The 13,769-nt window shown below is 63.1% G+C and carries 11 protein-coding genes; 3 read left to right on the top strand and 8 right to left on the bottom strand.

Features of this window, described 5'->3' with window-relative positions; genetic code table 11:
• From ACIPZF_RS13110 to ACIPZF_RS13100, 3 genes are all read left to right on the top strand, one after another.
• Positions 1-2,031: T6SS effector BTH_I2691 family protein (locus ACIPZF_RS13110; RefSeq protein ID WP_400799698.1), on the top strand; the 2,031-nt coding region annotated here is incomplete at its 5' end.
• Positions 2,028-2,795, top strand: a complete 768-nt coding sequence (locus tag ACIPZF_RS13105; RefSeq protein ID WP_400799695.1) for a DUF6708 domain-containing protein — start codon at positions 2,028-2,030, stop codon at positions 2,793-2,795. The genes ACIPZF_RS13110 and ACIPZF_RS13105, both read left to right, overlap by 4 nt.
• Positions 2,796-3,097: 302 nt before the next feature.
• Positions 3,098-3,700, top strand: a complete 603-nt coding sequence (locus tag ACIPZF_RS13100; protein ID WP_400799692.1) for a DUF6708 domain-containing protein — start codon at positions 3,098-3,100, stop codon at positions 3,698-3,700.
• A 4-nt stretch (positions 3,701-3,704) separates the two neighbouring features.
• Here the strand turns inward: ACIPZF_RS13100 and ACIPZF_RS13095 are convergent, their stop codons facing one another.
• The 8 genes from ACIPZF_RS13095 to ACIPZF_RS13060 all read right to left on the bottom strand — a co-directional run bounded on the left by ACIPZF_RS13095 (position 3,705) and on the right by ACIPZF_RS13060 (position 13,688).
• Positions 3,705-4,400, bottom strand: a complete 696-nt coding sequence (locus tag ACIPZF_RS13095) for a response regulator (RefSeq protein ID WP_400799689.1) — start codon at positions 4,398-4,400, stop codon at positions 3,705-3,707.
• Positions 4,397-7,051, bottom strand: a complete 2,655-nt coding sequence (locus tag ACIPZF_RS13090) for a DUF4118 domain-containing protein (protein WP_400799686.1) — start codon at positions 7,049-7,051, stop codon at positions 4,397-4,399. Before ACIPZF_RS13090 ends, ACIPZF_RS13095 begins: the two co-directional genes overlap by 4 nt.
• A gap of 157 nt (positions 7,052-7,208) precedes the next feature.
• Positions 7,209-7,754 carry a potassium-transporting ATPase subunit KdpC gene (gene kdpC / locus ACIPZF_RS13085; RefSeq protein WP_400799684.1) on the bottom strand — a complete coding sequence of 182 codons (546 nt, stop codon included), beginning with the start codon at positions 7,752-7,754 and terminating at the stop codon, positions 7,209-7,211.
• A gap of 10 nt (positions 7,755-7,764) precedes the next feature.
• Complete coding sequence (kdpB, locus tag ACIPZF_RS13080; RefSeq protein WP_400799681.1) at positions 7,765-9,819, bottom strand: potassium-transporting ATPase subunit KdpB; 2,055 nt, start codon at positions 9,817-9,819, stop codon at positions 7,765-7,767.
• 9 nt (positions 9,820-9,828) lie between these two features.
• On the bottom strand, positions 9,829-11,523 hold the full coding sequence (kdpA, locus tag ACIPZF_RS13075) for a potassium-transporting ATPase subunit KdpA (RefSeq protein ID WP_400799678.1): 1,695 nt from the start codon (positions 11,521-11,523) through the stop codon (positions 9,829-9,831).
• 9 nt (positions 11,524-11,532) lie between these two features.
• Positions 11,533-11,622 (bottom strand): K(+)-transporting ATPase subunit F, encoded by a 90-nt coding sequence (gene kdpF / locus ACIPZF_RS13070; protein ID WP_033696222.1) that lies wholly within the window; start codon positions 11,620-11,622, stop codon positions 11,533-11,535.
• A 212-nt stretch (positions 11,623-11,834) separates the two neighbouring features.
• Entirely contained in the window at positions 11,835-12,881 is a 1,047-nt protein-coding gene (locus ACIPZF_RS13065; RefSeq protein WP_400799676.1) for an AI-2E family transporter, read from the bottom strand.
• A gap of 12 nt (positions 12,882-12,893) precedes the next feature.
• Positions 12,894-13,688, bottom strand: coding sequence for a DUF4892 domain-containing protein (locus tag ACIPZF_RS13060; protein ID WP_400799674.1), 795 nt, complete (start codon positions 13,686-13,688; stop codon positions 12,894-12,896).
• Between the last annotated feature and the right edge of the window lie 81 nt (positions 13,689-13,769).

The following is a 13,769-nucleotide window of genomic DNA, read 5'->3' as shown; positions in this document are numbered from 1 at the left end:
GACCAGTACGCCAGCTTGGCGTTCCAGCGGGTCGCTTACTTCGACTACAGCGCCACCAGCCCGGCTTCCGTGGAAGACTTCATCATCATGATGGCCGCCTGCCTGGCGGGCGGGCCAACCGAGTCGCTGTCATCCACCGACACAGCCCTAGGAGCAACGCAATCCATCTGGTACCAGCTGCTCGAAGACCGCAACAGCCTGCTGTATCAGGCCCTGCTGGCGAAAAATCAGAGCCTGCTGCAGCAACTGGCCAAGGCCCTGTCCGGCGATGACCTGGGCAAGGTCTACGACGCCGTCAAGGCCATCAGCGCCAGTGAGGAAGGCAAGCTGTTGATGATCAAGCCGGTGCAGGATGCCATCGGCCAACTGCTCGCCGCGACCGCCAGCGCCAGCAATGCCCTCGGCCAGCATGCGTCCGCGCAGACCCGCAAGCTGGTCGGCCATGTGCACAGCGCCGCGTTTCTGCTGTATGCCGGGCAACCCATGACTCAAGTCAGGCTCTCGCTCACCGTGGGTGAGTACCTCAGCCTGCTCAACGAAGCCATGCAGGAGCGCACCGACGCGTTTCTCGGCCAACTCGACAAACAATTCCGCAAACCGGCCGGACGCAAAGTGCGGGCGATGGTGCTCAGCGGGGCGATTCACATCGCGGCGGCGGGTAATCGTAGTCAGTTGGTCGAGGTGATGGTGTGGACGCTGGAGAGTGCCGAAAGCCTGCAGGCGCGGTTGCTGAAGATGCGCGAAGGGGCGGCTGGGGGCGTGGGTGAGTTGGTGCGCAGCGTCGCGGTGGGAGGGCAAACCTTGCAGCGCGGTGCCGCGCAGGCGGTTGAAGGATTGAAGGTGAGTGCGACAGCGGCGCGGAGTGTGGCGAGCGATGCGTTTCGTGGAATGCGCGAGGCCGCGGGCAGTCCCAGTGGCCCTGGGCTTCTGCTGGCGTTGGGGAGTATGTGGTTTCATCAGGATAGCTTGGGCAGGAACTTCGGAGCGCTGCAAAAGACCTCCCCAAATGATCCTGAGGCGCTGGCCGCGATTTGGTCATCGACACTGGGGATGTTAGGAGCAGGTATCGAGGCAACGGGGTTTGCAGTACAGCTGCTTAGACCCGAGAAAACCTTCGCTGGAATATCTTCCACCCTTTCACTGGGAGGCGCCCTTGCCAAATTCGGCGGAGCGCTCGCCGCGTTTTCGGGAGCGATGGATACGTTTCAGTATGCGCATGCGGCGATCAGAGTAAGTGATAACGGAGATTCGACTTCTGCTCGTGAATATATTATTGCAACTGGATTAGCTGGATTATCTACATTTTTTGGCGCTCACGCCGCAATATTCACAAGCACACTATTTGGGCCATTAGGAATTGCTATCGTTTTAGGTTTGAGTGCATATGCTCTGGCAACGCAGGCAAAGCGTGAGGAATCTACTTCAACTGAACTCTGGGCACGCCATTGTAAATGGGGGCTGCCTGAGCGGTACAGGCACTGGAGCACCCCTAGCGAGCTGGATGCCGCAATCGGGACGCTCAACGCAGCAGTTCTCGGCGTGAGCGCCAGCGTCTCAATAGACATCAAGCTTGACAACTCGCATCACATTCCGACTTCAGAAACTGGCGGAATAATAATCAGTGACGGCACTGCGATCCCCGCACGCTTCGTACTCAACTACCACCTATACCTGCCCAGCTATAGCAGCGAAAATTCTCAGTACCGATGGAGCCTCAGCCTTTTCGAACCAGGCTCAAGTGGTAAGCAAATAGTCCTTTCTGGCGATAGCACTCAAACCGCGAACCTTATGACTACAGGCGAGTTTTCCTCAGCATTCGCGGAGCCCAACCTAAAAAAGCCTGAAGTAAGTCACGACACCAATAATGGCGCACTCACAATTTACAACTCGCACCCTTTGAAGGACGATCACTACATAAATGCCCTTGTATTCACAGTCACTTATTGGCCCGACAAACATGACACCTCGGCCATCGCAAAGCTTGTGATAATTGAAGACAAAATTAATGCCTCCAGGAACTATCTTCCATGACACGTCCACTGCTAAATCCTCCTTGCGTGGGTTGGAAACGAGACCTTCCCACTCCTATTGACGCTCCAGCCATCGAAGCGTCATTAGGCAGCAAGACGCCAAACCACCAAGACACTATTTATCTTGAAATATCGCGACCCATCACCTCAGCAAGAGGACTTATGTCCTTTCTTGCCCTGCCAATTAGCATCTACACCCTATTCATCCCAAAATTAATTCTGGATAGTTATAACGAAAACGACTTTACATCTCTAGTCATCGGGCCATTCATGCTAGCCCTTTGCATATGGACTATTGTTTTTGCTGTCCGTATCGACATCTCCCCACCCAGAGATGAACCTATCCGCTTCAACCGCGCCCGCCAGAAAATCTACGCCTACAACTTCAAACATCGATGGTGGAACCCCTTCGAAAAATGGGAAGTGGTGCCTGTAAGCTATGACTGGTCCCAAGTACGCGCCGAACACTGGTCACAAGTCGGCGCACTCAATGGCGGGGTGATATTCAAATGGGGAGTCATGCTCTCCATCATTGAGCCAGGCACTAACAACGTCATCGACCGCTTCCGCCTCAGCACAATGTGCGCAGACGAATACCTCTGGGCCTACGTATGCACCTACATGCAGAAAGGCCCATCCGCACTCCCGCCGCCAGGGCCGCCGAAAGATCATAATGACGTTCTCTGGTGCGAGGTCGCATTGCGTCTCGCCCCTGAAGTCGCCTGGCCTGCGGACATGGACCAAGAGTCAAGAACAGCGCCGTAAGCGTGAACTTCGATTGGCACGAAACTTAACTCAACTCAACTCAACTCAACTCAACAAACGTAGCCGCAATGGCGTGAGAAACCGCCAGCACTAGCAATTCTTGAAGACAGAATTGATGCCCTCCAAAGAGATATCGTATGACACTCCCACTATTAAACCCTCCTTGCATCGGGTGGAACCAAGACCTTCCCACTCCTTATGACGCTCCAGCCAACGAACCGTTATTGGGCGATAAGACGCCAAATCATCAAGACACTATTTATCTTGAGATATCGCGACCCACCACATCAGCAAGAGGACTTATGTCATTTCTCTCATTACCCATGACCCTATTGGCCTTACCTATACCAGGAATGATTCTAGACAGCTACAATGAAAGCGATATCTTCTTTCTGTTCATCGGCCCGATTACATTATTCCTCTGCATATGGGGAATTGCTTTAGCTCTCCGTGTCGACATTTCCCCACCCAGAGATGAACCTATCCGCTTCAACCGCGCCCGCCAAAAAATCTACGCCTACAACTTCCAACATCGATGGTGGAACCCCTTCGAAAAATGGGAAGTGGTACCTGTAAGCTATGACTGGTCCCAAGTACGCGCCGAACGCTGGTCACAAGTCGGCGCACTCAATGGCGGAGTAATATTCAAATGGGGGGTCATGCTCTCCATCATTGAGCCAGGCACTAACAATGTCATCGACCGCTTCCGCCTCAGCACAATGTGCGCTGACGAAAATCTCTGGGCCTACGTGTGCACCTACATGCAAAAAGGCCCATCCGCACTCCCCCCGCTAGGGCCGCCCAAAGACCACAACGACGTCCTCTGGTGCGAATTCGCATTGCGCCTTGCCCCAAAAGTCGCCTGGCCTGCGGACATGGACCAGGAATCAAGAACAGCGCCATAAGCAGTCAGTGAGAAGGCGCCACCAGCCTATACCCCACCCCCGCTTCGGTAATGATGAACCGAGGCGCCGTCGGATCATCCCCCAGCTTCTGCCGCAAATGCCCCACCACGATCCTCAGATAGTGGGTGTCCTCCACATGCGTCGGCCCCCAGATATCCTTGAGCAACTGCTGCTGGGTAATCACCCGCCCCGGATGGCCGGCCAGCTGTGCCAGCAGCGCATACTCCTTGCGGGTCAGCGCGACCTCTTCACCATTCAGGGTCACCTTGCGAAAGGCAAAGTCCACGCTCAACGGCCCGAAACTGGCCACTACTTCGCCGCCGCCAGCCTGTGGCACCTGGCGCAGCAGCGCGCGCACGCGGGCGAGGAATTCCTGGATGCCAAACGGCTTGGTCACGTAATCGTTGGCCCCACCATCCAGGGCATCGACCTTCTGCACTTCACTGGCGCGCACCGACAGCACCATGACCGGTACCGCGCTCCATTCACGCAATTCGCGCAGCACCTGCTGGCCGTCCATGTCGGGCAGGCCAAGGTCGAGCACCACCAGGTCGGGCTTGGCCAGAGCCGCTTGGGCCAGGCCTTCGCCGCCGGTGGCGGCTTCGATCACCTTGTAGCCCTGGGAGGTCAGGCTGATGCGCAGGAACTTGCGGATCTGCGGTTCGTCATCGATGACCAGGAGGGTCGCGGACTGGCTCATGGGGCTTCGCTTTCGGCTTCGGGTTGAGTGGGCAGCGGCAAGCATAGTGTGATGCAGGTGCCGTGGCCATCGATGCCTTCGCCGACCAGGATCTGCCCGCCATGGGCACCGATCATGCCCAGGCAGATGGCAAGCCCCAGGCCGGTGCCCTGCCCGCCCCGATCGCCGCGGGCGGCGGTGTAGAACATGTCGAAGATCTTCTCGCGCTCGGCCACGGGGATGCCGGGGCCCTGGTCGCTGACGGCGAAGCGCAATTGCTCATCGACCACCGACACTTGCAGGTCCAGGCGGCCTTGCGGGGGTGAAAAGCGTGCGGCGTTTTCCAGGACGTTGATCAGCGCCTGCTCGATCAGCGCCGCATGCACGAACAGCAGCGGCAACTCAGCGGGCACGTCGGTGTGCACACGCAGCGGCGCCAGCACCACCCGCAGGCGGTTGAGGGCGCTGCCGACGATATCGGCGGGGGCGACCCAGTCGCGGGCGAGCTTGAGGCCGCCGTGGCCCAGGCGGGTCATGTCCAGCAGATTTTGGATGTAGCGGTCGAGGCGTTCGGCTTCGTTGCGGGTGCCTTCCAACAGCTCGCGGCGGTCTTCGACGGGGATGGCTTCGCCCAGCGCCAGCAGGCTGTCGATGCTGCCGCGCATGGCGGTCAGCGGGGTACGCAGGTCGTGGGAAACAGAAGCCAGCAAGGCGCTGCGCAACTGCTCGGTTTCGCCGTGCAGGCGGGCACCTTCCAATTGCTCGGCCAACCGCGCGCGGGCCAGGGCCTGGGCCAGCGGTTGGCCGAGGGCCATGAGCAGGCGCCGACGTTGGGCGCTGAGCGGGTCGCCGGAGCGTGGGCGCACGCCCAGCAGGGCCAGCGGGTGATCATCGACGTTCAATGGCCACCACCACCAGCGCCCGTTGGGCAGGGTGTCGCTGCCATGTCCGGCGGCCTGGCCGTGTTGCCAGGCCCATTCGGCGGCGGCGCGTTCGTTGTCGCTCAGGGCATGGGCTTCGCCGCTGGCCACCTGCAACAGGCCTTCGGCGTTGCGTTCGAGCAGGCAGACTTGCACGTCCTGCCAGCCGTCGAGGTGCTGGCCGGCGGCGTTGAACACGGCCTGACGGTCGGCCGCTACGGTCAGGCGTCGCGACAGGTCGAGCAGTTGGTTGGTCTGCGCCTGGGTTTCGCGCAGCGCCTGCAACTGGCGGCGCTGGCGCGCGGCGAGGTTGCCGGTGAGCGCAGCCATCAGCAGGAAGAACACCAGGGTCAGCACGTCTTCTTCGCGCTGGATGGCGAAGGAGAAGTTCGGTGGGATGAACAGGAAGTCGTAAGTCAGAAACGACAGCGCAGCACACGCCAGGGCTGGTCCCAGGCTGCTGCGCACCGCAACCAGCAACACGGCAGCGAGGAATACCAGCGAGATGTTGGGCAGCGCCAGCACACTGGAGACGGCCCAGGACAAGCCTGCCGCCAATGCGGTGGCGACCAGTGCCAGCAGGTAGTGACGCCACACCCACACGCGCTGCACAGCGGCACTCGCCGGGGCCGGCTGGGCATCGCGGTCGAGCACGTTGATTTCCAGCCCGTGACTCTCACGCAGCAGCCGCGCCGCCACGCCTGCACCGAACAGGCGGCGACGCAGGCGATCACGCGACTGCCCGACCAGCACCAGGCTGGCGCGGCGTTCGCCGGCATGCTGGATCAGCGTGCGCGCCACTTCACCGGCACGCAGCAGCACCACTTCCCCGCCCAGACGCTCGGCCAGTTGCTGCGCGGCCTGCAGGCGCTGTCGAGCAGTTTCGTCACGCAGCCGGCCGTTGTCGACGTGCACCAGGCTCCAGGGCAGATGCCGCCGCTGGGCGACCCGACAGGCATGGCGCACCAGGCGTTCGGCCTGGTCATCGCCATCGACGCCGACCAGCAAACGCCCGCGCAGGGCCGGCGCCTCTTGACCACGCTGGCGGTAGCCGTGGGCCAGGTCGGCATCGACCTGGGCGGCAGCAGTCTGCATGGCCAGTTCGCGCAGCGCGGTGAGGTTGGTCTGGGAGAAGTAGGCATCGATCGCGGCCCTCGCCTGCTCGGGCACATACACCTTGCCTTCGCGCAGGCGTTCGAGCAGCTCGCGCGGTGGCAGGTCGATCAGCACCAGCTCGAAGGCTTCCTGCAGCACCCAGTCCGGCAGCGTTTCGCGCACCTGCACACCGGTGATGTCGCGGACCTTGTCGTTGAGGCTTTCCAGGTGCTGGACATTGACCGTGGTGTACACGTCGATGCCAGCCGCGAGCAGCTCCTGGACGTCTTGCCAACGCTTGGCGTGGCGGCTGCCGGGGGCGTTGGTGTGGGCCAGTTCGTCGACCAGGGCCAGGGAAGGTGCGGCCTTGAGCAGGCCGTCGAGGTCCATTTCCTCCAGGGTGACGCCCCGGTATTCGCTGCGCAGCAACGGTTGCTGAAGCAGGCCGCCAAGCAGTGATTCGGTTTCGGCGCGGCCGTGGGTTTCGACCACGCCTGCCACTACCTGAACGCCCTGGCGTTGTTGGGCGTGGGCGGCCTGGAGCATCGCGAAGGTCTTGCCGACGCCGGGGGCGGCGCCGAGGAATACCTTGAGCCTGCCGCGCCCTTCACGCGGCAGGTTGGCCAACAGCGCGTCTGCGCGGGCGGTGTCACTCATGTTTCATCCTTCAGAATCTGCGGCGATCAGCGAAAAACGGGCCTGCTTTGCAGGCCTTCGCGGGCAAGCTCGCTCCCACATGATCACCACGACGTTCAAGCCTGTGGAGTTAATGTGGGAGCGGGCTTGCCCGCGAAGGGCCGCAACGCGGCCCCTGTCAAAGGTGCTCGAGTGCCTGGTTCAGTTCCAGCACATTGACCACGGGCGGGCCGATCAATGGGTGGAGGGTGGCCTCTTCCAGCAAGGCTTGCAAGCGTTCGGCCGGCACCTTGCGCGCCGCCGCCACACGGGGGATCTGGTAAGCAACCGCTTCCGGTGGCAAATGCGGGTCCAGGCCGCTGCCGGATGTCGTCAGCAACGCTTGCGGCACCGGCCCCTGCTCAGCCTGGTACAGCCTCGCGGCATCACTCCCCACCCGCTCAGCCAATGCCGGGTTGCTTGGCGACAGGTTGCTGGCACCACTGGCCACGGTGGCATAGGCCCCCGCCGATGGCCGCGAATGGAACCAGCCATCGCCCTGGAAATCCTGGGCGATCAGCGCCGAGCCTCGGACCTGGCCCTGCTCGTCGCGCACCAGGCTGCCATTGGCCTGCTCAGGGAATGCCACCTGGGCGATACCGGTCACCGCAAGCGGATACAGCGCACCGGTTACCGCCGTCATCAACAGGATCAGGCTCAGCGCCGGACGTAGATAAGTGTTCATGGTGGCCTCCTCAGACCAGGTGCAGGGCGTTGAGCAGCAGGTCGATCACTTTGATCCCGGCGAACGGCACGATGATGCCGCCGAGGCCGTAGATCAGCAGGTTGCGTCGCAGCAGGTGGGCAGCACTGGCCGCCTGCACGCGCACACCGCGCAGCGCCAGCGGGATCAGCACGATGATGATCAGCGCATTGAACACGATCGCCGAGAGGATCGCGCTCTGCGGGCTGGCCAGGTGCATCAGGTTGAGCACACCCAGCTGCGGGTAGATGGCGGCGAACAGCGCCGGCAGGATGGCGAAGTACTTGGCCACGTCGTTGGCGATGGAGAAGGTGGTCAGCGCGCCCCGGGTCACCAACAGTTCCTTGCCGACCTGCACCACGTCCAGCAGCTTGGTCGGGTCGCTGTCCAGGTCCACCATATTGGCCGCCTCGCGGGCTGCCTGGGTGCCGTCATTCATGGCCATGCCCACGTCGGCCTGGGCCAGTGCCGGCGCGTCGTTGGCGCCGTCACCGCACATGGCCACCAGGCGCCCGTCGTTCTGCTCCTGGCGGATGCGCGCCAGCTTCTTCTCCGGTGTGGCTTCGGCCAGCACATCATCCACGCCGGCTTCGGCGGCGATGGCGGCAGCGGTCAGCGGGTTGTCACCGGTCACCATCACCGTGCGGATGCCCAGTTTGCGCAGCTCGGCGAAACGCTCGCGGATGCCGGGTTTGACCACGTCCTTGAGGTGGATCACGCCGAGCAGGCGCTTGTCCACGCACACCAGCAGCGGCGTGCCCCCGCTCTGGGCGATGCGCTCGATTTCGCGGGCAAGTGCGGCCGGCATCTCCAGGCGTTGCATGCCGACGAAGGCCAGTACCGCATCGACCGCGCCCTTGCGGTAGCGATGCTGCTGCAGGTCGATGCCCGACAGCCGTGTCTCGGCGCTGAAGGCAATAGCCTCGAACTGCCCGGCTGCAGGTTCGACGAAGTCGTGCAATTGGCGCAGGTACTCGACGATCGACTTGCCTTCGGCAGTGTCGTCGGCAAGCGAGGCAAGCAAGGCGCCCTCCCCCAGCTCCTTGGCGGTGACCCCGGTAGCTGCGTGCAGGGCGCTGCAACGGCGGTTGCCGAAGGTGATGGTGCCGGTCTTGTCGAGCATCAGCGTGTGCACGTCACCGGCGGCTTCCACCGCGCGGCCCGAGCGGGCGATCACGTTCAGGCGCACCAGGCGGTCCATACCGGCGATGCCGATGGCCGAGAGCAACCCACCGATGGTGGTCGGGATCAACGTCACCAGCAAGGCGGCGAGGAAGATCAGCGGCAGGCTGCCACCGGCGAAGTGGGCGAACGGCTGCAGCGTCACTACCACGATCAGGAAGATCAGGGTCAGGCCGATCAGCAGGATATCCAGCGCGATCTCGTTGGGGGGCTTCTGCCGCTTGGCGCCTTCGACCAGGGCGATCATGCGGTCCAGGGTCGACTCACCGGGGTTGCTGGTGATGCGGATCAGCAACCAGTCGGAGACCAGCCGCGTGTTGCCGGTGACGGCCGAGCGGTCACCGCCGGATTCGCGGATCACCGGTGCGGACTCACCGGTAATGGCCGCTTCGTTGACGGCGGCGATGCCTTCGAGCACTTCGCCGTCACCGGGGATCATTTCGCCAGCCACGACCCGCACCACGTCGTCCTTGCGCAGCTGGGTGGCGGTAACGGTTTCGAAGCTGCCATCACGCTTGCGGCGCTGGGCCGTCAGGCCCTGGCTACCGGCCTTGAGGCTGTCGGCGCGGGCCTTGCCGCGACCTTCGGCCAGCGCTTCGGCAAAGTTGGCGAAGAGCACGGTGAACCACAGCCACAGAGCGATCTGCACGGCAACGCCCGTGCTCACCCCACTGCCGGGGGCGAAGCACAGCAGCGTGGTCAGCACGGCGGTCAGGGCGACCACCAGCATCACCGGCGAGCGTTTGAGCTGACGCGGGTCGAGCTTGACGAACGCTTGCACCAGCGCCGGGCGCCACAGCGCGGCGAAGCGGGTCTGGTCCTTGGCGCTGCGCGAGGCGTTCACTTCAGGAATGGGCATATTCATGGTCGGTCCTCAGAAACCCAGGCTCAGGTGTTCGGCGATTGGCCCAAGGGCCAGGGTCGGCAGGAAGGTCAGGCCGCCCACCAGCAAAATGGTGACCAGCAACAGGCCGGTGAACAGCGGGCCGTGGGTGGGGAAGCTGTTCAGCCCCTGCGGCGCGCTTTTCTTCGCCGCCAGGCTGCCGGCCAGGGCCAGGATCGGCAGGATGTAGCCGAAGCGCCCGATCAGCATGGCCAGGCCGATCATTACGTTGTGGTACACCGTGTTGGCGCCGAATCCGGCGAACGCCGATCCATTGTTGGCGGTGCCGGAGGTGTAGGCGTACAGCAGCTGGCTGAAACCATGTGCGCCCGGGTTGGTGACTGCGCCAGCAGGGCCTGGCAGGCTGGCGGCGATGGCGCCGAGCACCAGCACGCCAACCGGCATTACCAGCAGGGTGGCCACCAGCAGCTGCACTTCCCGCGCCTGCAGTTTCTTGCCGAGGTATTCCGGCGTGCGGCCGATCATCAAGCCCGCCAGGAACACGGCGATGAGCACAAACAGCAGCATGCCGTAGAGCCCCGCACCGACGCCGCCGAAGATCACCTCGCCGACCATCATGTTGACCATGGCGACCATGCCGGTCAGCGGGTTGAGGCTGTCGTGCATGGCGTTGACCGAGCCGTTGGACGCGGCAGTGGTGGTCACTGTCCACAGCACCGAGCCGGTGATGCCGAAGCGGCTTTCCTTGCCCTCCATCGGTGCGCTTTGCTGTACCTGCGCACTTTCAAGTGCCGGGTTGGGCTGGTGCTCCGACCACAGCGCGGTGGCGCCGCCGATCAGGAACAGGCCGAGCATGCAGGCCAGGATTGCGCGACTCTGGCGCAGGTCCTTGACGTAGTGGCCGAAGGTAAACACCAGAGCGACCGGGATGAGAATGATCGAGGCGACCTCGAACAGGTTGCTCCAGGCCGTGGGGTTCTCGAACGGGTGCGCGGAGTTGACGCCGAAGAAGCCACCGCCGTTGGTGCCCAGCTGCTTGATGGCGATCTGGCTGGCGGCTGGCCCCAGCGGGATGGTCTGGTCAGTGCCTTGCAGGGTCACGGCATGGGCGTAGTCGGCAAAGGTCTGCGGCACGCCCTGCCACACCAGCAGCAGCGCCAGCAGCAGGCACAGCGGCAGCAGGCCGTAGAGGGTGGCGCGGGTCATGTCGACCCAGAAGTTGCCGAGGCTGGAGGTCGAGCGGCGGGCAATACCGCGGCACAGCGCGACCAGCACGGCCAGGCCGGTGGCGGCGCTGACGAAGTTCTGCACGGTCAGGCCGAGCATCTGGCTCAGGTAGCTGACCGAAGCTTCACCGCTGTAGGCCTGCCAGTTGGTGTTGGTGACGAAGCTGACCGCCGTGTTGAACGCCAGCGACCATTCCTGGCCGGGCAGGTGCTGCGGGTTGAGCGGCAGGTAGCCTTGCAGCAGGAGCACGCTGAATAGCAGCAGGAAGCCGGCCAGGTTGAAGGCCAGCAGGGCCAGGGTGTACTGCTTCCAGTTCTGCTCCTGCTCGGCGCGCACGCCGGCCAGCCGGTAGCAGCCCTGCTCTACCGGCCCGAGCACGGGGGTCAGCCAGGTACGCTGGCCTTCCATGACCTTGTAGTAGAAGCGCCCGAGCCAGGGTGCCGGCAGCAGCACGATGGCAATGAAGGCCAACAGCAATAAGTAATCGTAACTGTGCATGGCCGCTCCCTAGCTGCGATCGGCGCGCAGCAGCGCGACCAGCAGGTAAACCGCCAAGGCCACTGCCAGAAGCAGTGACAGACCGTCGAGCATGTACATGAGTGAAACTCCCCGTTGTGCGGTTTGGACCGCTTTGAGGGGATTGTCCGAGGGAGGGGTGTAAAGGGGCGAGATCGGGGGGTGGGGGTGGGAATAAAGAATGCGTAAAGATCAAGGTTTTGGGTTGTTTGTGCCGGCCTCATCGCGGATGAATCCGCTCCTACGGGGATCCGTGTAGGAGCGGATTCATCCGCGATGAGGCCGGCACAAGCTTACCGCTGAACCGGCGCCGAGTTGCGGCTCCAGTCCAACAGCAAGCTGTAACCGACAGCCAGCAAGGTCGGCCCGATAAACAGGCCAATGAAGCCAAATGCAATCAACCCGCCAAACACCCCAAGCAGCACGATCACCAGCGGCAAGTTACCTCCCCGGCTGATCAGGTAAGGCTTGAGCACGTTGTCCACGCCACTGATGACGAAGGTGCCCCAGATACCCAGGAAAACCGCCATGCCATACTCGCCTTGCCACACCAGCCAGGCAGTCGCAGGAATCCATGCCAGCGGCGGCCCCATGGGGATCAGGCTGAGCATGAAGGTCACCAGGCCCAACACGATCGCACCAGGGACGCCAGCAATCAGGAAGCCGATGAGGGCCAGCAGGGCCTGCGCAGCGGCAGTACCGATCACGCCATTGACCACCCGTTGCACGGTGCCCGCAACCAGATCCAGGTAATACTCGGCACGGTCACCCACCAACCGGTTGAGCAAACGCAGCACGAACGCTGACAGACGCGGGCCGTCGCGGTAGAAGAAGAATACGAAGATCAAGCTCAGGGTGAGTTCCAGCACGCCGCTGCCAATCTGCGCACTGCGCGCCAGCAGCCAGTTGCCCACCTGGCCGAAGTAAGGCTTGGCCGAAGCGATCAGTGCGGCGCCCTGCTGGTCGAGCGACTGCCACCAGCTCACCAGGCGCTCACCGACAAGGGGAATCCCACCCAGCCAATCCGGCGCATCGGGCAGCCCGTCCACCTGCACATCGCGCACGAAGGCCGTGGCGTCGCGGATATGGTCCGCCAGGTTGAAGCCCAGCCACACCAGCGGCAACGCCACGATCAGGATCCATGCGGTAGTCAGCAGGCTCGCAGCCAGCGTTTCGCGCCCGCCCAGCACACGTGTCAGCAGGCGCATCAGCGGCCAGCTGGCGAAGGCCAGAATCGCCCCCCACAGCAGCGCCGAAATGAACGGCGCCATTACCCACAGGGCAGCGCCGAGCAAGGTCAGCAGGATGATCTGGATCAGCAGGCGATCATTGTTGGCCATGGTGGCGCTCATTCAACGGATCAGTTCCAGGTGCAGGCCATCGGTAGCGGCGGTGCCGACTTCGAGCCGGTTGCTGCGTACCCCTGCCTTGACCAATTGCTCGCGCCAGGCCTCGGCTTCTTTGCCGCTGAGGCTGGCACGCAGGGTGCTGTCCAGGTTCAGGCTGCGGCTAAGCAAGGTGACCCATGCCGGCTGCGGGGTGTTCAAATCAGGGTAGTCGAGCTTGCCGGTGTCGCGCATTTCGCGCAGGACCGTGGCGGCGGTGGGCAGCAGCTCGCCCAGCGGGCTGCCGGCGACGAACTCTTCGACATGCAGATAAGCACGGCGGTTGCCGCGCGTCACGCTGTAGAGCGCCACCAGGGTATCGGCCTCTTCGGCGGAGCGGCGCAGGAGGATGAAGGCCTGTTGCTCGTCACCGCCGTTGAGACGGGCATTGGCGAACACATCGTTGGCCCACAGGCTGGCCTCGCCGCAATCGCGGCCCTGGCACCAGAACAGCGGATAACCGCCTTCACGCTGCAAATCTTCCCTCGCACTGGTGAACGCCTCGCGTGCCGTACGCTCGACCGGCAGTTCATAGGTGACGGAGCTGACCTGACCGCGGCTCTCGACCTTGTCATCGACGCGCAGACGGCCGCTGATCTTGCGCAGCGGGCCCATGGGGTAGATGCGCTCCTGCTCGACCGCCGGGCGCTGATCCACCACCTTGGCGTCCACAGGTACCGGCAGGCTGCCGGCCCACAGCAACGGGCTGGCGAGCAGCAGGCAGGCACTAACGGCAGTGCGGATGGAAACGGGCGCGCTCATCGGCGGCCCAGGCGGCGATCGGCGCCGAAGTGAAGCTCCAGGATGTCTGGCAATTGCATGGTTGTCTCCCTTTCAACCCGC

Origin of the sequence: Pseudomonas sp. NPDC089752, from assembly GCF_044748725.1 — a bacterium.
In the GTDB taxonomy this organism is placed as follows: domain Bacteria; phylum Pseudomonadota; class Gammaproteobacteria; order Pseudomonadales; family Pseudomonadaceae; genus Aquipseudomonas.
The sequence above is the reverse complement of the archived record's forward strand: the minus strand, read 5'-3'. Positions and strand labels throughout refer to the sequence as shown.